General features: G+C 71.8%; 19 protein-coding genes and 1 tRNA gene. 12 read left to right on the plus strand and 8 right to left on the minus strand.

What is annotated here, in order from left to right; all coding sequences use genetic code 11:
• Positions 1 to 71: 71 nt before the first annotated feature.
• Entirely contained in the window at positions 72 to 1,679 is a 1,608-nt protein-coding gene (locus tag ACFYZ3_RS15895) for a beta-N-acetylhexosaminidase (protein WP_388517325.1), read from the minus strand.
• Positions 1,680 to 1,755: 76 nt separating this feature from the next.
• On the opposite strand from ACFYZ3_RS15895, the gene ACFYZ3_RS15900 reads away from it, so the two are divergent.
• The 3 genes from ACFYZ3_RS15900 to glmS all read left to right on the plus strand — a co-directional run bounded on the left by ACFYZ3_RS15900 (position 1,756) and on the right by glmS (position 4,881).
• Positions 1,756 to 2,649 (plus strand): DUF4429 domain-containing protein, encoded by an 894-nt coding sequence (locus ACFYZ3_RS15900; protein WP_388517328.1) that lies wholly within the window; start codon positions 1,756 to 1,758, stop codon positions 2,647 to 2,649.
• An 87-nt stretch (positions 2,650 to 2,736) separates the two neighbouring features.
• Positions 2,737 to 2,994, plus strand: coding sequence for a hypothetical protein (locus ACFYZ3_RS15905; RefSeq protein WP_003976012.1), 258 nt, complete (start codon positions 2,737 to 2,739; stop codon positions 2,992 to 2,994).
• Between the two features lie 69 nt (positions 2,995 to 3,063).
• On the plus strand, positions 3,064 to 4,881 hold the full coding sequence (gene glmS / locus ACFYZ3_RS15910; RefSeq protein WP_388517332.1) for a glutamine--fructose-6-phosphate transaminase (isomerizing): 1,818 nt from the start codon (positions 3,064 to 3,066) through the stop codon (positions 4,879 to 4,881).
• A 15-nt stretch (positions 4,882 to 4,896) separates the two neighbouring features.
• Here the strand turns inward: glmS and ACFYZ3_RS15915 are convergent, their stop codons facing one another.
• Positions 4,897 to 5,424 carry a universal stress protein gene (locus tag ACFYZ3_RS15915; protein ID WP_003976010.1) on the minus strand — a complete coding sequence of 176 codons (528 nt, stop codon included), beginning with the start codon at positions 5,422 to 5,424 and terminating at the stop codon, positions 4,897 to 4,899.
• Between the two features lie 303 nt (positions 5,425 to 5,727).
• Between ACFYZ3_RS15915 and ACFYZ3_RS15920 the strand changes: the two genes are divergently transcribed.
• The 4 genes from ACFYZ3_RS15920 (at position 5,728) to ACFYZ3_RS15935 (ending at position 8,620) form a co-directional block, all read left to right on the plus strand.
• Positions 5,728 to 6,027, plus strand: a complete 300-nt coding sequence (locus ACFYZ3_RS15920; protein ID WP_388517335.1) for a hypothetical protein — start codon at positions 5,728 to 5,730, stop codon at positions 6,025 to 6,027.
• Between the two features lie 386 nt (positions 6,028 to 6,413).
• Positions 6,414 to 7,610 (plus strand): helix-turn-helix domain-containing protein, encoded by a 1,197-nt coding sequence (locus tag ACFYZ3_RS15925; protein ID WP_361000074.1) that lies wholly within the window; start codon positions 6,414 to 6,416, stop codon positions 7,608 to 7,610.
• Positions 7,611 to 7,823: 213 nt separating this feature from the next.
• Positions 7,824 to 8,426, plus strand: coding sequence for an oligoribonuclease (gene orn / locus ACFYZ3_RS15930; RefSeq protein ID WP_356858304.1), 603 nt, complete (start codon positions 7,824 to 7,826; stop codon positions 8,424 to 8,426).
• Positions 8,427 to 8,547: 121 nt separating this feature from the next.
• A tRNA-His gene (locus ACFYZ3_RS15935) sits at positions 8,548 to 8,620 on the plus strand.
• A gap of 199 nt (positions 8,621 to 8,819) precedes the next feature.
• Here ACFYZ3_RS15935 and ACFYZ3_RS15940 read toward each other — a convergent pair.
• Positions 8,820 to 9,875 carry a LacI family DNA-binding transcriptional regulator gene (locus tag ACFYZ3_RS15940; protein WP_361000056.1) on the minus strand — a complete coding sequence of 352 codons (1,056 nt, stop codon included), beginning with the start codon at positions 9,873 to 9,875 and terminating at the stop codon, positions 8,820 to 8,822.
• Between the two features lie 364 nt (positions 9,876 to 10,239).
• Between ACFYZ3_RS15940 and ACFYZ3_RS15945 the strand changes: the two genes are divergently transcribed.
• The 4 genes from ACFYZ3_RS15945 (at position 10,240) to ACFYZ3_RS15960 (ending at position 15,090) form a co-directional block, all read left to right on the plus strand.
• Positions 10,240 to 11,565, plus strand: coding sequence for an ABC transporter substrate-binding protein (locus ACFYZ3_RS15945; RefSeq protein ID WP_388517340.1), 1,326 nt, complete (start codon positions 10,240 to 10,242; stop codon positions 11,563 to 11,565).
• Between the two features lie 5 nt (positions 11,566 to 11,570).
• Complete coding sequence (locus ACFYZ3_RS15950) at positions 11,571 to 12,584, plus strand: carbohydrate ABC transporter permease (protein WP_388517877.1); 1,014 nt, start codon at positions 11,571 to 11,573, stop codon at positions 12,582 to 12,584.
• A gap of 12 nt (positions 12,585 to 12,596) precedes the next feature.
• A complete protein-coding gene (locus tag ACFYZ3_RS15955) occupies positions 12,597 to 13,508 on the plus strand; it encodes a carbohydrate ABC transporter permease (protein ID WP_361000050.1) in 912 nt (303 codons plus the stop codon).
• Positions 13,509 to 13,650: 142 nt separating this feature from the next.
• Entirely contained in the window at positions 13,651 to 15,090 is a 1,440-nt protein-coding gene (locus ACFYZ3_RS15960) for a GH1 family beta-glucosidase (RefSeq protein ID WP_388517343.1), read from the plus strand.
• Between the two features lie 115 nt (positions 15,091 to 15,205).
• Here ACFYZ3_RS15960 and ACFYZ3_RS15965 read toward each other — a convergent pair whose 3' ends face one another.
• From ACFYZ3_RS15965 to ACFYZ3_RS15975, 3 genes are all read right to left on the minus strand, one after another.
• A complete protein-coding gene (locus ACFYZ3_RS15965; protein WP_388517346.1) occupies positions 15,206 to 16,669 on the minus strand; it encodes a cellulose binding domain-containing protein in 1,464 nt (487 codons plus the stop codon).
• A gap of 160 nt (positions 16,670 to 16,829) precedes the next feature.
• On the minus strand, positions 16,830 to 18,260 hold the full coding sequence (locus ACFYZ3_RS15970; protein WP_388517349.1) for a sensor histidine kinase: 1,431 nt from the start codon (positions 18,258 to 18,260) through the stop codon (positions 16,830 to 16,832).
• Positions 18,257 to 18,961, minus strand: a complete 705-nt coding sequence (locus ACFYZ3_RS15975; RefSeq protein WP_388517351.1) for a response regulator transcription factor — start codon at positions 18,959 to 18,961, stop codon at positions 18,257 to 18,259. The genes ACFYZ3_RS15970 and ACFYZ3_RS15975 overlap by 4 nt, the downstream gene beginning before the upstream one ends.
• Positions 18,962 to 19,081: 120 nt before the next feature.
• Here ACFYZ3_RS15975 and ACFYZ3_RS15980 point away from each other — a divergent pair, with 120 nt between their 5' ends.
• Positions 19,082 to 19,657, plus strand: coding sequence for a hypothetical protein (locus tag ACFYZ3_RS15980; protein ID WP_388517354.1), 576 nt, complete (start codon positions 19,082 to 19,084; stop codon positions 19,655 to 19,657).
• Positions 19,658 to 19,709: 52 nt separating this feature from the next.
• Here the strand turns inward: ACFYZ3_RS15980 and ACFYZ3_RS15985 are convergent, their stop codons facing one another.
• The gene (locus ACFYZ3_RS15985) at positions 19,710 to 20,579 is read right to left on the minus strand and encodes a spermidine synthase (RefSeq protein ID WP_388517356.1); all 870 of its coding nucleotides are present in this window, start codon (positions 20,577 to 20,579) and stop codon (positions 19,710 to 19,712) included.
• A gap of 48 nt (positions 20,580 to 20,627) precedes the next feature.
• Positions 20,628 to 21,008: a hypothetical protein gene (locus tag ACFYZ3_RS15990; RefSeq protein ID WP_162833132.1), complete on the minus strand. Its 381-nt coding sequence runs from the start codon at positions 21,006 to 21,008 to the stop codon at positions 20,628 to 20,630.
• Between the last annotated feature and the right edge of the window lie 219 nt (positions 21,009 to 21,227).

The raw sequence follows: 21,227 nt of genomic DNA on the forward strand, positions 1-21,227 counted from the left end.
GGTCCGCGCCCTCCACGGACGGACGGGCACCCCGGAGACGGTCCTCCGGGGTGCCCGCCCGGCCGTCCGGGTCAGGTCCAGGGCACCTGCGGCGAGCGGTAGTAGTCGATCCCCATCGCCTCCCAGCGCGGAGCCTGCTCGGCGAGCCGCACCTTGTAGGTGTCCCAGTCGTGCGTCGACGCCGGGGACCAGCCCAGCTCGGCGACGCCCGGGAGCCTCGGGAAGGCCATGAAGTCCAGCTGGTCGGGGTCGGACAGGGTCTCCGTCCACAGCGGGGCCTCGACGCCGCGGACCGCTTCGGCCGGGGCGCCCGGCAGATAGGCGGCCGGGTCCCAGTCGTAGGACCGCTGCACCTCGACGTAGCCCGCCCAGGACAGGCCCAGCGGGGTGTCCTTGGTGTACTTCATGTCCAGGTACGTCCGGTCGGCCGGGGAGAGGATCAGTCCGGTGCCGTTCCTGGCGGCCTCGGCGACCTCGGCCTTCTCCGCGTCGCCGGTGCGGTCCAGGCCCCAGTACTGGACGAGCGCGCCCTCGACCGGTTCGGCGCCGGCCAGTTGGTGCCAGCCGACGACCGTCTTGCCGTACTTGGCGACGACCGGCTGCACCCGCTTCATGAACGTGACGAAGTCGGCGTGCGGGGTGGAGTGTGCTTCGTCGCCGCCGATGTGGAGGTAGCGGCCCGGGGTGAGAGCGGCGAGTTCGCCGAGGACGTCGTCCACGAAGTCGTAGGTGACGTCCTTGCCCACGCACAGCGAGCTGAAGCCGACCTTGGTGCCGGTGTACAGCGGGGGCGCGACGCCGTCGCAGTTCAGCTCCGCGTAGGAGGCGAGGGCGGCGTTGGTGTGGCCCGGCATGTCGATCTCGGGCACGACCTCGAGGTGCCGGGAGGATGCGTAGCGGACGATCTCCTCGTAGTCCGCCTTGGTGTAGTGGCCGCCGGGTCCGCCGCCGACCTCGGTGGAGCCGCCGTAGGTCGCCAGGCGCGGCCAGGAGTCGACGGCGATGCGCCAGCCCTGGTCGTCGCTGAGGTGCAGGTGGAGCTTGTTGTACTTGTAGAGGGCGACGCGGTCGATGTAGCGCTTGACCTCGTCGACGCTGAAGAAGTGCCGGGAGACGTCGAGCATGGCGCCGCGCCAGGCGTAGCGGGGCGTGTCCTCGATGGTGCCGCCCGCGACCGGCCAGGGGCCGCTCTGCACGGTGTCCTTCTCGACGGCGGCGGGCAGCAGCTGACGAAGGGTCTGGACGCCGTGGAAGAGCCCGGCGGCCTTGCGGGCGGTGATGGTGATGCCGGAGGGGCCGCTGTCGAGGCGGTAGCCCTCGTCGCCGTACGGGCCGCCCGCCAGGCGCAGTCGTATGCCGCCGTGGCCGTGGGAGGTGACGGGGAGTCGGTATCCGGTGGAGGGTCGCAGGAGGTCCGCGAGGTAGTCGCCGACCAGGCGGGCCTCGCGCGAGTCGTCGACGCGGATGTGGGTGCCGCGGGTGATGCGGTACGGCGCCCCGCCCGGTTCGACCGAGGCGGGTGCCGGGATCACCCGGTCCAGGGGGGTCGGCCGGTCGGCCGTCTTCCGGTTCGGGGCGGCGCCGGTGGTCATGGCGCCGACCGCCGCCACCAGCAGCAGCGCTCCCAGCAGCCGGGGGATGCGGGGAGTCGTTCTGTGGTGCCGTCGATGAGGTCTCACGTGCGCTCCCTTCGCGATGGGTTGGACCACTCTCCCGCACCATCACCGCCCGCGGCAGCGATGAAACAATCCCCGCATGGCGGAAATCATCCAGAAGGACGGAACGTGGGTCTTCGACGGCGACGCCCTGCGGTTGACACCCGGACGGGACAAGAACGTCAGTCTGCTCCGCAGGGAACTGGGTGAACTGCTCGTGCCGCTCGCGGCGTTGGCGGGCATATCGTTCGAACAGGGAAAGAAGTCGGGGCGGCTCAGGCTGCGGCTGCGCGACGGCGCCGACCCCTTGCTGCACGCGGCGGGCGGCCGGCTGACCGAGCCGCACGACCCGTACCAGCTCCTGGTGGAGCCCGACCGGTACGGCGTGGCCGAGTACTTCGTCGACGAGGTGCGCAACGCGCTGCTCCTCGACCAGGTTCCGTCCGGCCCGGTGGACGCCTACCTGCTGCCGGGGCCGTCGGTGCCGCTGTCGGTGTCGGCCGGGGACGGCGTCGCGAGCTTCGACGGCGAGCGGGTGCGGCTGGAGTGGAAGTGGCAGGCGGAGGACGCCAAGTCGGCCGCCGGGCCGCGCACCCTCCCCCTGGCCGACATCGTCGCCGTGGAGTGGCAGCCGACGGTGGGCCTGGAGAACGGCCACCTCCGCTTCACCGTGCGGGCGGCGCCGAGCAAGGTGCCGCCGAAGTACGACCCCAACGCCGTGGAGCTGTGGGGCTTCAAGAAGGACCCGCTGATGGCCCTGGTGGCGGCGGCCGTCCAGGCGCGTCTCCCGCACCCGGCCGCCCGCACGGCCCGCGCCGCCCAGGAGGAGGACCATCCGGCCGAGGAGGCGGCCCCCGCACCGGCACCGGCCGCCGAGGACGACCACGACGCGCTGCTGCGCCGGCTGCGGGAGCTGGGCGAGCTGCACCGCTCGGGGGTGCTGACGGACGAGGAGTTCACCCTGGCGAAGCAGGCGGTACTGAAGCGAATGTAGGCACAGCGACACACAGGTATCCCCGCACCTGCCCGATATCGGGCAGGATTCTTGCGCAAGCGTCTCCCTTACCCCAGGATCTACCGGGTGCACGACGAACTCGTTGATCATCTGACGCGGTCCACCCCGCTGAGCCGGGGCGAGGCGCTGCGCGTGGTCCAGGACGTGCTCGCCTACTTCGACGAGACGACCGAGGAGTACGTCCGTCGCCGCCACCGCGAGCTCCAGGCCCAGGGGCTGGTGAACGCGACGATCTTCGAGCGGATCGAGGCGGAACTGAAATACCGGGCGGTCGCGCCGCCGGAGCTGTCGCTCCGTCAGCTGCGCCGCATCGTCTACGGCTGACCGGCCGTCCACGGCTGAGCGGCCGCCTGCGGCCGAGAGGCCGAAGAGAGACAAGAGGTTTACGTATACATGTGCGGAATCGTCGGATACATCGGCAAGCGTGACGTCGCTCCCCTGCTCCTCGAGGGCCTCCAGCGCCTGGAGTACCGCGGGTACGACTCGGCGGGCGTGGTCATCACCTCCCCGAAGGCGACCGGCCTCAGGATGGTCAAGGCCAAGGGCCGGGTGCGCGACCTGGAGGCCAAGGTCCCCGCGCGCTTCAAGGGCACCACCGGCATCGCCCACACCCGCTGGGCCACCCACGGCGCCCCCTCCGACGTGAACGCCCACCCGCACATGTCGGCCGACAACAAGGTCGCCGTCGTCCACAACGGCATCATCGACAACGCCGCCGACCTGCGCCGCAAGCTGGAGGCGGACGGCGTCGAGTTCCTCTCCGAGACCGACACCGAGGTCCTCGTCCACCTCATCGCCCGCTCCGAGGCCGAGAAGCTGGAGGACAAGGTCCGCGAGACCCTGCGGGTGATCGAGGGCACGTACGGCATCGCCGTGATGCACGCCGACTTCCCCGAGCGCATCGTCGTCGCCCGCAACGGCTCGCCGGTCGTCCTCGGCATCGGCGAGAAGGAGATGTTCGTCGCCTCGGACATCGCCGCGCTGGTCACCCACACCCGGCAGATAGTCACGCTCGACGACGGCGAGATGGCCACCCTCAAGGCCGACGACTTCCGCACCTACACCACCGAGGGCACCCGCACCACCTCCGAGCCCACCACCGTGGAGTGGGAGGCCGCCTCCTACGACATGGGCGGCCACGACACGTACATGCACAAGGAGATCCACGAGCAGGCCGAGGCCGTGGACCGGGTGCTGCGCGGCCGGATCGACGACCGCTTCTCCACCGTGCACCTCGGCGGCCTCAACCTGGACGCCCGCGACGCGCGCGCCGTGCGCCGCGTGAAGATCCTGGGCTGCGGCACCTCGTACCACGCGGGCCAGATCGGCGCCCAGATGATCGAGGAGCTGGCCCGCATCCCCGCGGACGCCGAGCCGGCCTCCGAGTTCCGCTACCGCAACGCGGTCGTCGACCCCGACACCCTGTACATCGCCGTCTCGCAGTCCGGTGAGACCTACGACGTGCTGGCCGCCGTGCAGGAGCTGAAGCGCAAGGGCGCCCGGGTCCTCGGCATCGTCAACGTCGTCGGTTCGGCGATCGCCCGCGAGGCCGACGGCGGCATGTACGTGCACGCCGGTCCCGAGGTGTGCGTGGTGTCCACCAAGTGCTTCACCAACACCTGCGTCGCCTTCGCGCTGCTCGCCCTGCACCTGGGCCGCACCCGCGACCTGTCGGTCCGCGACGGCAAGCGGATCATCGAGGGGCTGCGCAAGCTGCCCGCGCAGATCGAGGAGATGCTGAAGCAGGAGGAGGGCGTCAAGAAGCTGGCCGCGCAGTACGCCGAGGCCCGCTCGATGCTCTTCATCGGCCGCGTCCGGGGTTACCCGGTCGCCCGCGAGGCCTCCCTGAAGCTCAAGGAGGTCTCCTACATCCACGCCGAGGCCTACCCGGCCTCCGAGCTGAAGCACGGCCCGCTCGCCCTGATCGAGCCGGCCCTGCCGACGGTCGCGATCGTGCCGGACGACGACCTGCTGGAGAAGAACCGCGCGGCCCTGGAGGAGATCAAGGCCCGCAGCGGCCAGATCCTCGCCGTCGCCCACCAGGAGCAGGAGAAGGCCGACCACACGATCGTCGTCCCGAAGAACGAGGACGAGCTGGACCCGATCCTCATGGGCATCCCGCTCCAGCTCCTCGCCTACCACACGGCGCTGGCCCTGGGCCGGGACATCGACAAGCCCCGCAACCTCGCCAAGTCGGTGACGGTGGAGTAGCCACGTCCCGCCGGGTCAGGGGATGACGACCACGGGCCGCTTCGCCCGCTTGGCGAGGCGGCCCGCGACGGAGCCGAAGAGGCGGCCGACCAGTCCGTGACTGGAGCCGACGACGATGGCGTCCGCCTCGTACTCCCGCCCCACCTCTTCGAGTTCGTGGCAGATGTCGCCGCCGCGCTCGACCAGGATCCAGGACACCTCGGCGAGGTAGTCCGCGCACGCCAGCTCCAGACCGAGCACCTCGGTGCGGTGGTCGGGCACGTCGACGAAGACCGGCGGTTCGCAGCCGGCCCACACGGTGGTGGGCAGCCGGTTGGCGACATGCACGATGACCAGGCCGGAACCCAGCCGGGAGGCCATGCCGATGGCGTAGGCGAGGGCGCGCTCGCTGGACGTGGAGCCGTCGAAGCCGACGACGACACCGTGCTTGAAGGCTGGGTCGCACGACTGGCGTGGCTCTTCGGCCGCCAGGGGCTCGGCCGCCGTAGGTTCGGCGACGGGCCGCTTGCGGTCCGCGGGTTCGAAGAATTCGTGACCGGCCATGGCTGTCTCGGCGTTTTTATCCTCTATGGGGGACAACAGTGTGCGGCGGAGCTGTGTCCGGGAATGGTCTTCCCAAGCCCATACCCCCAAGGGTACGGCGGCACGCCTCCTTCGCCCAGATCTCGCAGGGGGTCCCCCGCGGGATTCACCGGAGCATGCCCGAGAGGGCGCCCGTAACGCAATGGTTGCTGCTCTGTACAGGCGGTTTGCACAGGATTCAACTGTCCGTGACCGGTCGTGTCCCGTCGTGACCGACGTGCCGCGCGGGCGTTGATCCCCATGCCGCCACCCCAGGGAGCACCCGTGCCAGGATCGCACCGTCCCGCCGACCCGACGTCCGGCACACCCGACCGGGACGGCGTCAGCGATCTCGTCCGCTGGGCGGCGTTCAGCTGCTTGCTCGTCCCGGTGGCGCTCCTCTGGTACGGCACCTCCTTCGCGGGCGCCGCCGGCACGGCCTTCGGCCTGGCCGCCGTCACCGCCGCCTGCCGTCTGCTGCTGCGGCGTTCCGAGCGGGTCGCGGCCCGGTCGCGGGCGCGCGGGCGCGGGCGGCGGGCTCGCGAAGGCGGGCGGCACGCTGGGGAAAAAGCACCGGTCGACTGACCGGTTTCCGCGCACAGTTCCGCTTCTTTTCAGCCAACTTCCGCAGGTGGCGCATCCGCACCCCTCACCACCCCCAAACCCCCGTTCCACCTGCACGGAAAGGGTCTCGGGCCCCCCTCGCACCCTACGGGGATTGGCCACTGACACAAGGCGCACTTCCCAGGGGCGCCCTGGAGTGCAACGCTTCGTGATCGACTGCTTCACGCCAAGTTGCCATGTCGACAATGTCCCAAGTGCCGAACCGGCCACCTCGGCGCGGCGGGACACAGTAGATTCGATCTTGACCGTCTACGGCGGGGGACTCGTGCAGGACCGAGGGGAAACGTGTTGGAGCGACAGACCCGAAGGGTGAAGGGCGCCGCGACCACCGAGGGGGGCTTAGCAGTATGAGCCACGACTCCGCCGCCGCGCCGGAAGCCGCGGCCCGGAAGCTGTCCGGGCGCCGCCGCAAGGAGATCGTCGCGGTGCTGCTGTTCAGCGGCGGCCCCATCTTCGAGAGTTCCATACCGCTGTCGGTGTTCGGGATCGACCGCCAGGACGCCGGAGTACCGCGCTACCGGCTGCTGGTGTGCGCCGGCGAGGAGGGCCCGCTGCGGACCACGGGGGGCCTGGAACTCACCGCACCACAGGGGCTGGAGGCGATCTCGCGCGCGGGCACGGTCGTCGTGCCGGCCTGGCGGTCGATCACCTCGCCGCCTCCGGAGGAGGCACTCGACGCACTGCGCCGGGCGCACGAGGAGGGGGCGCGCATAGTCGGACTGTGCACGGGCGCCTTCGTCCTCGCCGCGGCGGGCCTGCTGGACGGCCGCCCCGCCACCACGCACTGGATGTACGCGCCGACGCTGGCCAAGCGCTATCCGTCGGTGCACGTCGATCCGCGCGAGCTGTTCGTGGACGACGGCGACGTGCTGACGTCCGCGGGCACCGCGGCCGGGATCGACCTGTGCCTGCACATCGTGCGCACGGACCACGGCAACGAGGCCGCCGGTGCGCTGGCCCGCCGCCTGGTGGTCCCGCCGCGCCGCAGCGGCGGCCAGGAGCGCTACCTCGACAGGTCTTTACCGGAGGAGATCGGCGCCGACCCGCTCGCCGAGGTCGTCGCCTGGGCGCTGGAGCACCTCCACGAGCAGTTCGACGTGGAGACGCTGGCCGCGCGCGCCTACATGAGCCGCCGTACCTTCGACCGCCGGTTCCGCTCGCTGACGGGCAGCGCCCCGCTGCAGTGGCTGATCACGCAGCGGGTACTCCAGGCGCAGCGCCTGCTGGAGACGTCGGACTACTCGGTGGACGAGGTCGCCGGCCGTTGCGGCTTCCGCTCCCCGGTGGCTCTGCGCGGCCACTTCCGCCGCCAGCTGGGCTCGTCCCCGGCCGCCTACCGGGCGGCCTACCGGGCGCGCCGCCCCCAGGGCGACCGCCAGCCGGACCCGGACACCGCGGCCGCGGGCGCCTCCCGTCCGCTGCCCCCGTCCGACCCGCCGGCCGCCCTCGCCCCGGAGAACGCGGTCCCGTTCCAGACCCGCCGCACGGCGTCCCCGATGCCGGCGGGCGCGGCGAGCGTGCCGGGGCAGCGCAGCGCACCGTGAGGTGAGGTGACGCGGCACTCAGAACGCCGGACGGGCTGTTCCAGCCCGTCCGGCGTTCACGTCCGATGCCGGGCAGGACATCCCAGCCCGTCCGGCGTTTGAGGACGAGGCCCGTTCAGGGCCGAAGCGGGGGCCCGGGGGCGGCAGCCCCCAGCGAGCCCAGCACCGACGCCGGGGGCCCGATGGACAGGCGCCCACCGTAAAGTGGCCCGCATGAACGATCGCATGGTGTGGATCGACTGCGAGATGACCGGCCTCTCGCTGTCCGACGACGCGCTCATCGAGGTTGCCGCCCTCGTCACCGACTCCGAGCTGAACATCCTCGGCGAAGGCGTCGACATCGTGATCCGCCCGCCGGAGCGGGCCCTGGAGACGATGCCGGAGGTGGTGCGGGAGATGCACACCGCGTCCGGGCTGCTCGCGGAGCTGGACGGCGGCACGACGCTGGCGGACGCCGAGGCCCAGGTCCTGGCCTATGTGCGGGAGCACGTGAAGGAGCCCGGCAAGGCCCCCCTGTGCGGCAACTCCGTCGGCACCGACCGCGGCTTCCTGCTGCGGGACATGGCGACGCTCGAGGGCTACCTCCACTACCGGATCGTGGACGTCTCCTCGATCAAGGAGCTGGCCCGCCGCTGGTACCCGCGGGCGTACTTCAACAGCCCCGAGAAGAACGGCAACCACCGCGCGCTCGCCGACATCCGCGAGTCCATCGCCGAACTGCGCTACTACCGGGAGGCGGTCTTCGTCCCGCAGCCCGGCCCCGACTCCGACACGGCCAAGGCGATCGCCGCGAAGCACGTCGTAGCGGCCGGTTAGGGGCGCGGGCCCGCCGGACGGCGGCGTCCGGAAAGCCGGGCGCGAGCACCCCTTCGGACCCTGTACACTTTTTCTCAGCCGGTCGGGAAACCCGCCACGCGGGATTCGAGCACCGGCCTTGGTGGGTGTAGCTCAGCTGGTAGAGCACCTGGTTGTGGTCCAGGATGCCGCGGGTTCAAGTCCCGTCACTCACCCTGAGTAATCAGCCGGTGGCTCTCGTGAGAGCCACCGGCTGATGTGCGTGAGAGCACTCACCGCGCACGCCGGGACGCCGAACGGGGCCGCGCACCCCGGCACGTGGCCCCGTGTACGCCGTGAGAGCACTCACCGCGCACGCCGGGACGCCGAACGGGGCCGCGCACCCCGGCACGTGGCCCCGTGTACGACTTACTCTTACGACGACCTGCGCTCCACCAGCTCCGTCGCCAGGACCACCTGGTGCCGTTCCAGGCCGCGCGAGGCGGCCGGGCGGCGGTCGGCGATCTCGGTCAGCAGCAGGTCGATCATCGCGCGGCCCATCTCCTCGATGGGCTGGCGCACGCTGGTCAGCGGCGGCTCCATGTGGCGGGCGATGGCCGAGTCGTCGTAGCCGACCAGCGCCACGTCGTCCGGGATGCGCCGGCCCGCCTCGCGCAGGACCTGGCCGGCACCCGCCGCGGTGACGTCGGAGGCGGCGAAGACCGCGTCCACGTCGGGCCGGCGGCGCAGCAGCTCGGCCATCGCGCGGCGCCCGCCCTCCTCGGTGAAGTCGCCGGGCTCGATCAGTCCCTCGTCCACCTCGTGGCCCGCCTCGCGCAGGGCGTCGCGGTAGCCGTCGACGCGTCGCTGGGCGCCGTAGACGGCGAGGTGGCCGGTGATGTGGGCGACGCGGCCGCGCCCCCGGGACAGCAGGTGCTCGACGGCCGAGCGGGCGCCGCCGTAGTTGTCCGAGTCCACGGACGCCAGCGGCTCCGCGGCCGAGCGGGGCCCGCTGATCACCGCGGGGATCTCCAGCTGGGTCAGCAGGTCCGGCAGCGGGTCGTCGGCGTGCACCGAGACCAGGAGGACGCCGTCCACCCGGTGCGCCGCCAGGTACTGGGCGAGCCGCTCCCGCTCCCGGTCGCTGCCCGCGAATATCAGCAGCAGCTGCATCTCGGTGTCGGACAGCTCGGAGCCGACACCCTTCAGCATGTCCGAGAAGTACGGCTCCGCGAAGAACCGGGTCTCCGGCTCCGGCACCACCAGGGCGATCGCGTCCGTGCGGTTGGCCGCGAGCGCACGGGCCGCCGTGTTCGGGACGTAGCCGAGCTCCGCGACCGCCGCCTCGACGGCCGCCCGGGTCGCGTCGCTGACCCGGGGCGAGCCGTTGATCACGCGGGAGACCGTGCCGCGGCCGACGCCCGCGCGTGCCGCCACTTCTTCGAGGGTGGGCCGGCCACCGCTCCGACCACGCACTCCGTGGCTTGCCATCGGCTCCGCCTCCCGTCGTCACCCCCGCACTCTGCGGCTGGCCTGGAATTTAACAGGCCGGTCGGGTGTAATGACCGACTCCGGCCCCTCCCGCGCTGTACGGGGGTGTCTCCGCGCCGCTCGCAACGTCCAGTTAACAGGCCGATAACTGAACGCAATTCGTCGCGTCCGTTCCCTTGACACCCCCGCCCGGACCGACGACTCTTCAACACATCACTTGTGGGAGCGCTCCCACACTACCTGGCACATACACATCCCGCACGTTCCCCGCCCGAGCCGCAGCGACGAACGAAACACATGAAGCAGCGGGTCCAACCATGTAGTTGGCCGGGGGGTCGGCACGTCAGGGCAACAGGAGGACGCAATGCGAGCAGCACGCAGAGGATCGGCCCGCAGGGTGGTGGTCATGGCGGCCATCGCGTCGCTGGGCGCCGGGCTGCTGGCCGGCTGTGCCGACGACGGGAACGACGAGGACAGCTCGTCGTCGGGCGACAGCAGCGGCAAGACCACCATCACCCTCGGTCTGTTCGGGACGATGGGCTTCAAGGAAGCCGGTCTCTACGACGAGTACGAGAAGCTCAACCCGGACATCAACATCGAGGAGAACGTCACCGAGCGGAACGAGAACTACTACCCCGCCCTGGTGAACCACCTCACCACCAACAGCGGCCTCCAGGACGTGCAGGCGATAGAGGTCGGCAACATCGCCGAGGTCGTCGCCACCCAGGCGGACAAGTTCGAGGACATGTCCAAGGCGGCGGGCGTCCAGAAGACCAACTGGCTCGACTGGAAGTGGCAGCAGGCCACCACCAAGGACGGCGCCACGATCGGCCTCGGCACCGACATCGGCCCGATGGCCATCTGCTACCGCAAGGACCTGTTCGAGAAGGCCGGCCTGCCGACCGACCGCGAAGAGGTCTCCAAGCTGTGGGCCGGTGACTGGAACAAGTTCATCGCGGCCGGCGAGAAGTACAAGAAGGGTGCCGGCAAGGACACCTACTTCATGGACTCCCCCGGCGGTCTGATCAACGCCATCCTCAGCAGTGAGGACGAGAAGTTCTACGACGCCTCCGGCAAGGTCATCTACAAGACCAACCCGGCCGTCAAGGACGCCTTCGACCTGACCGCCGAGGCGGCCGAGAAGGGACTGGTCCAGTCGCAGACCCAGTTCCAGCCGGCCTGGGACCAGACCATCTCCAACAGCCTGTTCGCCACCGTCGCCTGCCCGCCGTGGATGCTCGGCACCATCAAGGCCAAGTCGCAGCCGGACTCCGCCGGCAAGTGGGACGTGGCCCAGGCCCCGAAGGCCGGCAACTGGGGCGGCACCTTCCTGGGCGTGCCCAAGAGCGGCAAGCACGTGAAGGAGGCGCAGAAGCTGGTCACCTGGCTGACCGCGCCCGAGCAGCAGGCCAAGCTCTTCTCCAAGATGGGCAGCTTCCCGAGCGCGCCCGCAGCGTACAAGCTCCCGCAGGTGACCGGCGGCAAGAACGACATGACCGGTGACGCGCCGATCGGCGAGCTGTTCGCCAAGGCCGCGGAGCAGATCCCGACCCAGGTGATCGGCCCGAAGGACCAGATCGTCCAGCAGGGTCTGACCGACAACGGCGTCATCCTCGTCACCCAGGGCAAGTCGGCCGAGGACGCGTGGGACAACGCCGTGAAGACCATCGACAACAACCTGGAGAAGTGACCGGAATGACCACCCGGCACGACACCGCCGCGTCCCCCGTCAAGGGGGGCGCGGCCCCGGGCCGCCCGCCCGGCGGCAGGGCGTCCGCGGAGGCGGACCGCAGGAAGCGGGCCAAGCTCTCCCGCCGCTGGCAGCGGGACATGCGCTGGAGCCCGTACGCGTTCGTCTCGCCGTTCTTCCTGCTCTTCCTCGCCTTCGGCCTGTTCCCGCTGATCTACACCGGCTGGGCCTCGCTGCACACGGTGGAGCTGACCGCGCCCACCGACATGCAGTGGACGGGCCTGGACAACTACACCCGGATCTTCGACGACGAGTTCTTCTGGAACGCCGCGAAGAACACGCTGTGGATAGGCATCATCTCGACGGTGCCGCAGCTGCTGATGGCGATGGGCCTCGCGCACATCCTCAACTACAAGCTGCGTGCCTCGACCTTCTACCGGGTCGTGATGCTGGCGCCGTACGCGACGTCGATCGCCGCGGCCTCCCTGGTCTTCGTGCTGCTCTTCGGCCGTGACTACGGCATGATCAACTGGGTCCTCGACATGGTGGGCCTGGACAAGATCGACTGGCAGAACGGCTCGTGGTCGTCCAAGTTCGCCGTGTCCACGATCGTCATCTGGCGCTGGACCGGCTACAACGCGCTGATCTACCTGGCCGCGATGCAGGCGATCCCGCAGGACCTGTACGAGTCGGCGGCACTGGACGGCGCCAACCGCTGGCGGCAGTTCATCCACGTCACGCTGCCCTCGCTGCGTCCGACGATCCTGTTCACGGTCGTCGTGTCGACCATCGGCGCCTCGCAGGTCTTCGGCGAGCCGCTGCTCTTCGACGCCAACAAGGGTGCCTCGGGCGGCTCCCAGCACCAGTTCCAGACGCTCGGCCTGTACCTGTACGAGCAGGGCTGGGTCAACCAGCACCTGGGCCGGGCCTCCGCGATCGCCTGGGCGATGTTCCTGATCCTGATCGTGATCGGGGTCCTCAACGCCGTCATCTCGCGCCGGCTGCGCGCCAGTAGTTAAGGAGAACCGGCCGTGACGACGACCATGACGAAACCCCCGGCCGACGCGGCACCCGAGCCGCCCCGGCGGGGCCGACGACGTTCCAAGGCGTCCCGGGCCGGCGGCACGCTGCACGCCGGGCCGATCGCCTACATCATCCTCGCCCTGTTCACCATCGGCTCGCTGTTCCCGCTGGTGTGGACGGCGATCGCCGCCTCGCGAGACAACCAGCGGCTCGCCCAGACGCCGCCGCCGTTCTGGTTCGGCGGCAACCTGTTCGACAAGCTCGAGATCGCCTGGAACGACGCCAACCTCGGCGAGGCGTTCCTCAACACCACCATCGTGGCCGGGATCTCGGCGTTCACCATCGTCTTCCTGTCGACGGTCGCCGGGTTCGCCTTCGCCAAGCTCCGCTTCCGCGGACGCAACGCGCTGATGCTGATCGTCATCGGCACGATGATGGTGCCGCCGCAGCTCAGCATCATCCCGCTGTACATGATGGTCGCGAAGCTGGACTGGTCCGACCAGTTGCAGGCGGTGATCCTGCCGTCCCTGGTGAACGCGTTCGGCGTGTTCTTCATGCGGCAGTACCTGCTCCAGGCGTTGCCGGACGAGATCATCGAGGCGGCGCGCGTGGACGGCGCCAGCAGCTGGCGTGTGATGTGGCACGTGGTGTTCCCGGCGGCCCGGCCCGCGATGGCCGTGCTCGGCATGCTGATGTTCGTGCAGTCCTGGAACGACTTCCTGTGGCCGTTCCTGGTGCTGACGCAGAACGGCAGTCCGACCGTGCAGGTCGCGCTCGCCGGACTGGGCCGCGGGTACACCCCGGACCAGTCCCTGATCATGGCCGGTGCGCTGCTGGGCACGCTGCCGCTGCTGCTGGTGTTCGCGATCTTCGGCAAGCAGATCGTGGGCGGCATCATGCAGGGCGCCGTCAAGGGCTGATTCCTCACCGCTGGGGCGGGGCCGCCGCCCCGGCCCCCTTCCCCCCTCGTCCTTCTTACTCGTCGGTCCAGCGCGTCGGTCCTCGGGCCGGTCCCCCCGGGACCCGCCCGGACCCGCCACGACCTGCTATGGGAGCGCTTCCATGCTTGAGTCCGCAACGCCGGTGACCCCGGTGACCTTTCCCCCCGCCTTCCTGTGGGGCGCCGCCACCTCGGCGTACCAGATCGAGGGCGCGGTACGGGAGGACGGCCGCACCCCGTCGATCTGGGACACCTTCAGCCACACCCCCGGAAAGACGGCCGGCGGGGACACCGGTGACGTCGCCGTCGACCACTACCACCGCTACCGCGACGACGTGGCGCTGATGAAGGACCTGGGCCTCGGTGCCTACCGCTTCTCCATCTCCTGGCCCCGGGTGCAGCCGACCGGCCGCGGCCCCGCCGTCCAACGCGGCCTGGACTTCTACCGCCGCCTGGTGGACGAGCTGCTGGCCGCCGGGATCAAGCCGGCCGTCACCCTCTACCACTGGGACCTGCCGCAGGAGCTGGAGGACGCGGGCGGCTGGCCCGAGCGGGACACGGCGTACCGGTTCGCCGAGTACGCGCAGATCGTCGGCGAGGCGCTCGGCGACCGGGTGGAGCAGTGGATCACGCTCAACGAGCCGTGGTGCGCCGCCTTCCTGGGCTACGCCTCCGGTGTGCACGCCCCCGGCCGGACCGACCCGGCGGCCGCGCTGCGCGCCGCGCACCACCTGAACCTGGCGCACGGCCTGGGCACGGTCGCGCTGCGTTCGGTGATGCCGGCCCGCAACTCGGTGGCGATCAGCCTCAACACCTCCGTGGTACGCCCGCTGTCGCAGAGCCCGGCGGACCTGGCGGCGGCGCAGCGGATCGACGACCTGTCCGGCGGGATCTTCCACGGTCCGATCCTGCACGGCGCCTACCCGCAGACCCTGCTGGAGGCGACGGCGCCGGTCACCGACTGGTCGTTCGTCCAGGACGGCGACCTGGGCCAGATCCGCCAGCCGATCGACGCGATCTGCCTCAACTACTACACGCCGACGGTGGTGTCGGCGGCCGACGCCGACTCGCGTGCCCCGCGCGCCGACGGCCACGGCTCGAGCGACCACTCGCCCTGGCCCGCCGCGGACGACGTGGCCTTCCACCAGCCGCCGGGCGAGCGCACCGAGATGGGCTGGAGCGTCGACCCGACCGGCCTGCACGAGCTGATCATGCGGTACAACCGCGAGTCCCCCGGCATGCCGCTGTACATCAGCGAGAACGGCGCCGCCTACGACGACAAGCCCGGCGCGGACGGCACGGTGCACGACCCCGAGCGGGTCGCCTACCTGAACGGTCACCTCACCGCGGTCCGGCAGGCCATCGCCGACGGCGCGGACGTCCGCGGCTACTACCTGTGGTCCCTGCTGGACAACTTCGAGTGGGCCTACGGCTACGAGAAGCGCTTCGGCGCGGTGTACGTCGACTACGCCTCCCAGCAGCGCACCCCGAAGTCGAGTGCCCTGTGGTACGGGCGGGCGGCCCGCACGGGGACGCTGCCGCCGGTGGACGCCGCCGAGTAGCCCCTGCGGGGAGACGGCACACAGACGGTGGCGGGGCGCGGCATTCCACGGGGGGATGCCGCGCCCCGCTCGTAGGGCCGGTGTGGGGCCCGGCCCCACGGGAAGGAGCCCTGCCCTACTTGTGGGCGGCGAGGGCCTTGGCGAAGGCGTTCGGCTCCTGGTCCACGGAGCTGCAGGTGGCGTCGGCGGAGGGCTTCGGGCCGCCGGGGCAGGCCTTGTCGCGGGTGGCGGACCACATGGACAGGGCGCCCAGGCCCTTGGACTTCGCGAACTCCACGAGCTGGGTGGCGTCCTCCACCTTGAAGACCTCGGAGGCGACGTCGTTGACGCCGATCATCGGCGTGACGGCGACCGTCTTCCAGGCGTCCGCGTCGGACAGGCCGAGGACGCCCTTGATCTGCGCCTGGGTGGCGGTGGCGGCCTGCTCGGCGTAGGTGCCCATGTCGCCGCTGTACGCGGGGCCGTAGTCCATCGCCATGATGTTGACGGCGTCGATGTCCACGCCGTTCTTCTTCGCGTCGGCGAGGAGGTCGACCCCCGCCTGGGTGAGGCCCTCGGGCATCACCGGGAGGGTGAAGGAGACGTCCAGCCCGGGGTGCTGCTCCTGGAGCGCGGCGATCGCCCGGGCGCGGCGGGTGTTGGCGGCCGTGTCGGGCAGCGCCCCGCCCTCGACGTCGAAGTCGACCTTGGTGAGCTTGTACGCGTCGACGACCTTGCCGTACGCCGCCGCCAGCGCGTCGGGCGACGCGCAGGTCGTGCCCAGTTCGGAGCCGGAGGCGCCGCCGAAGGAGACCCGGACGTCGCCGCCCTTGGCGCGCAGGGCGCCTATCTGGTTCGCCACCGCGTCGCTGCCGAGGTCGGTGACGCCGCCCCACTTGGGGGTGCAGCCGCCGCCGTCGGTGACGAAGGCCAGGTTGTACTCCTTGACGCCGGTCGCCGCGGCATGCCCGAGCAGGTCGAAGGCCGGGTAGAGGGAGGTGTCGACGTACGGCGCGAAGCCGGCGCCCGCGTCGGTGCCGTTGCCGGGGGTGCCGGTGGGGGCCGGGGTGGTGGGGGTGCCGGTCGGGGTCGGCGCCGGTTCCGTGCCGTCGGTTGCCGTGGGGGTCGGGGCCGGGGGGTCGGTGGGGCGGCCGCTGGGCTCGGGGGTGGCGCCGTCGTCCGCCGAGCACGCGGCGTCGTCGACGAGGCAACCGGTCGGGTCGGCGGTGCCGTTGACGACGAAACCGACCGTGACGGACTCGCCGGCCTTCAGCCCGTCCGTGTCCCACTTGGGCGGCGTCACGGTGACGTGCTGCCCGTCGGCCTTCGACTCGGCGTTCCACAGCGAGCCGAGCTTCGCGCCGGAGGGCAGGTCGAACTCCAGGGTCCAGTCGGCCTTCGCCTGCCCGCTGTTGTTGGTGACGACGTACTGCGCGGTGTAGCCCGTCGACCACTCGCTGGTCTTCGTGTACGCGGCGCCGACCGGGGCCGCCTGGGCGGTGCTGGTGAACAGCAGCGCCCCGCCACCGGCCACGGCCGCCGCGACGAGGGCGCCGATCGCCTTGTTCCTGCCACTGACCTTGCGTCGGTGCGTGCGCATCACGTGCCTGCCTTCGCTGTTCACGGTGCCCCCGGCGGAGGGCCGGCGGGGGCGGGGTGGGGGTGCGGCAGCACGCTAGCGAGCCGGAATCGGGCAAAGAGCCTGATCCGGGCGGGGGTTGGCGATCTTAGGGTGGGCTTAAGGAAGGGATCGGGACCGATTAATGGTCGCGGCCGGCCGAGGCCGCCGACGCCGGTGCCGGTGCCGGGGCCGGTCCGCGGCTCTGCCTGCGTCGGCGTACGGAGCCCCGGTGGCCGCGCCGGGCCGGCGCCGTCCGCCCGTCGAGCTGGATCCAGATCCGCACCTCGGTACCGCCCAGCACGGATGCGCCGATGCGGACGTCGCCGCCGGTCGACTCCGCCATCCGGCGCACGATGTCCAGGCCGAGCCCGGTCGACCCGTCGGTGCCCGATCCCCGGCCGCGGGCCATCGCCGCCTCGGGGTCGGGGATGCCGGTGCCGGCGTCGGAGACGAGCACGATCACCGCGTCCTCGCCGTTGTGCAGGTCGACGGCGAAGGCGGTGCCCTCGGCGGTGTGCCGGAAGACGTTGCCGAGCAGCGCGTCGAGGGAGGCGGCCAGGTCGGTGCGGGCCACGGGTATGCGCACCGGCCGGTCGGCGCCGGCCACCCGCCACTTGCGGCCCTCGTCCTCGGCCAGTGCCGACCAGAACCCCATCCGCTCCCGGACCACCTCGGCCGCGTCGCACCCGGCGCCGGGTCCGGCGACGGCCGTCTGCGGCTTGGCGTCCCGGGCGGTGCGGATGATCGTGTCGACCTCGCGCTCCAACTGCTCGACGGCGGCCCGGGTCTGCTCGGCGGCTGGGCCGTCGCCGAGCGAGGCCGCGTTGAGGCGCAGCACGGTCAGCGGGGTGCGCAGGCGGTGGGACAGGTCGGCGGCCAGCTCCCGTTCGTTGGCGAGGAGCTGGACGACCTGGTCGGCCATGGAGTTGAACGCGACCGCCGCGCGGCGCAGTTCGTCCGGCCCCTCCACGGGCACCCGCGCACCGAGCCTGCCCTCCCCCAGCTCGTGCGCGCCCTCGACCAGGCGCCGGGCGGGCTGCACCATCCGCACGCCCAGCCGGTCGGCGACCGCGACCGAGCCGACGATCAGGGCGGCGCCGACCGCGGCGAGCACCGCCCAGGCCGTGCCCACGCCGTTGGTCACCTCGGACTCGGGCACGTACACCTCGACGACGGCGATCTCGCCGGAGCTGAGCGCGACCGGCTGGAGCAGGGTGGAACCGCCGCCCACCTCGGTGGTGGAGGCCCGCCCCATCCGCCGTACGGCGGCGATGTCCTCGTCGGTGGCCCGCTGCCGCCCGATGTCGGTGGCGCCCCCGCTCCCGTCCCCCGGTGCCGGTATGTGCACGGCCATCCCGGCGTCCGAACCGGCGGAGGCGACGACGCGTTCCAGCTGCTCGCGGTCGGTGGTGATGGACAGGGCCGGGGCGACGGCGGCGGCCTCCCGTTCGGCGCCCGCGAAGGCGCGGTCGCGGGCCATCTCCCGGATGACGAGTCCGAGCGGGACGGCGAAGGCGACCACGACCATCGCGGTGACCGCCAGCGAGACCTTGACCAGGGCCCATCTCATCGCGGCGGCTCCAGTCGTGGTGGCTCCAGCTTCACGCCGACGCCGCGCAGGGTGTGCAGATAGCGCGGCCGGGCCGCGGTCTCGCCCAGTTTGCGCCGCAGCCAGGACAGGTGGACGTCGATGGTCTGGTCGTCGCCGTAGGACTGCTGCCAGACCTCGGCGAGCAGCTCCTTGCGGGGGACGACGACCCCGGGGCGGCCGGCCAGGAAGGCGAGCAGGTCGAACTCGCGACGGGTCAGGTCGAGGGGGGTGCCGTCCAGTTCGGCCTGGCGGCGCAGCGGGTCGACGGTGAGACCGCCGACCCTGAGGACGGCCGGCGGCGCCGCCTCCGCGGGGCCGCCGCGCGCGCGGCGCAGTACGGCCGCCATCCGGGCCGACAGGTGCTCGACGGAGAAGGGTTTGGTGAGGTAGTCGTCCGCGCCCGCGTTCAACAGCCGTACGACCTCCGTCTCGTCGTCCCGGGCGGTGGCGACGATCACCGGTACGTCGGTGATGCCGCGCAGCATCTTCAGCGCCTCGGAGCCGTCCAGGTCGGGCAGTCCGAGGTCCAGGATCACCACGTCGAACCGGAAATGGGCGACCTCGCGGAGCGCCTCCAGTGCCGTGCCCACGCTGCGCACGGTGTGCGAGGCGTCGGTCAGCTGCCGGATCAGCGCCGAGCGTACGAACTGGTCGTCCTCGACCACGAGCACACTTGCCATGGGCGGCACCGTACGCCATGCGGACCAACCCGGTCCGGGCCTGTGGACAACTCCGCCCGGGCCCGCGTCACACCCCCGTTCGCGCGACACGCGTGGGGCGGGTGAGGCAGTATGGCCGCGATGCGCAGAGGACTCGTCCACGTGATCGCCTGGCTGCTCGCCACCGGCGCCGCGGTCACCCTGTCGTGGTGGGGCGTCCACACGGTGATGGCGGGCACGGCCTACGACGCCCCCCGCGCGCTGCCCATCACGGCGGCCGACGCGGGCGTACGGGACGGGGAGGGCGACGAGGGGGAGTCCCTGGCGTCGTCCACCAGCCGCCCGTCGCCCTCGGCCTCACCGTCGCCGTCGCCGTCGGACGGCGCATCGCCGACGCCGGGCGGGACGCCCCGCGAGCCGGACCCCGCCCCGTCGCGCACCACGCCGTCCACCGCGCCGCCCCAGGACCCGGCGAGCCCCGCGCCCGACACGTCCGGCGAGGTCAAGAGCTACGACACCGACGGGGGCCGTGCGGTCTTCGACCTCGGGACGTCGTCCGCGTCGCTGGTGTCGGCGACACCGGGGACGGGCTGGTCGATGCAGGTGTGGAAGACGGAGTCGTGGATCCGGGTGGAGTTCACCTCGGGCGCGGACCGGGTGTCGGTGTTCTGCACCTGGCACGACGGACCGCCGCGGGTGGAGATCGGCAGCTACTGAGGGTCGAGACCGCCGGCTACTGAACCGGCGCGACCGGTGGCTGGAGGAGGGCTCACTTGAAGACGGACTCCGGCGGCGCGGGCGAGTCCACCGCCGCCGCGTCCGTCACGGGGTGGGCGCCGCCGGTGAAGTCGGTGAGCGCACGGCCGTGTTCCACGCGCGCGGGGTGCGGGTCGGAGGCGGCCCGGCGGGTGAGTTCGGCGACCGGCAGCGGGTGGTCGGAGGCGACCAGGATCGCGTTGCCGAAGCGTTTGCCGCGCAGTACGGCCGGGTCGGCGACGAGGGCGAGTTCGGCGAACCGGGCGGCGGCGGTGGCGATCTGGCCGCGCAGGTGGGCCAGCGGCGGGCCGTCGGCGAGGTTGGCGGCGTAGACCCCGCCGGGCGCGAGCGCGCGCCGCACCTCGTCGAGGAACTCGGTGGAGGTCAGGTGGGCCGGGGTGCGGGCCCCGCCGAAGACGTCCGCGACGACGAGGTCCGCCCAGCCGTCGGGCACCTTGGCGAGCCCCGCGCGGGCGTCGGCGGAGCGCACCCGGATCCGCGCGCCGGGGTCCAGGGGCAGTTCCCGCCGGACCAGTTGGACGAGGGCGGCGTCCCGCTCGACGACCTGCTGGGTGGAGCGAGGACGGGTGGCGGCGACGTAGCGGGCGAGGGTGAGGGCGCCGCCGCCGAGGTGGACGGCCCGCAGGGGTCTGCCGGGCGGCGCGGTCAGGTCGATGACGTGCCCGATGCGGCGCTGGTACTCGAAGGAGAGGTACGCCGGGTCGTCGAGGTCGACGTGCGACTGCGGGGCTCCGTCGACCAGCAGCGTCCAGGCCCGCGGCCGGTCGCGGTCGGGCACCAGCTCGGCGCGTCCTCCGTCGACGTCCTCGACGACGGTTTCGGCGGCAGCGCGCCCGCGGCGGGCGTTCCTGGACTTTCCCATCCGTCCATTATCGGACCGCGGTCGGCCCTCGAAGACCGGACGGGGTGCTCAGCGGCAGCTGTCGGCGGCCCTGATCAGCCGGGCCGCCTCGCCCAGCGCGGCCCGCAGTACAGCGGGGTCGGTCGCCAGGTCCGCCTCGCCGGGCGGCAGCAGCCAGTCGGAGCCCTCCACGGGCGGCTCGGGCGCCGGGACGATGCTCAGCCCGCGGCCGTCCGTCTCCGTGCAGGTGCTGCCCGGCACGTCCCAGGCGGCGGCGGTGCCCGGCGGCACCAGGAATCCCAGGGTGTCGCAGCCGTCGTCGTGGAGCACCGGGCCCACCCCCTCACCGGCTCCCCGCCTGAGGATGTCGACCGCCTCCAGACCCTGCCGGGTCGGCACGGTGACGACGTCACAGGCGTCGCAGGGGGGAACGCTGACGCTGGTGTCCATCCCGGCCTCCACCACGGAACTCCTCCTCGGACGAGCGGTTCGGGAGTCGGGGGCCTCCCGGTCCACCCGGTTCAACGCGGGGGGCCGTCAACGGCTACGGCCGGGTGCCGCCGCAAAGGATGGCACTTCATGGCAGATCGTGGATGAGATATCCGGTTTGTAGCCAAACAGCGCGTGGCCGCTCCGTCACAGCCGGTACGTTCTTGCTCGCCGGAAACA

This window comes from Streptomyces sp. NPDC001599, assembly GCF_042893535.1.
Taxonomy (GTDB): Bacteria; Actinomycetota; Actinomycetes; order Streptomycetales; family Streptomycetaceae; genus Streptomyces.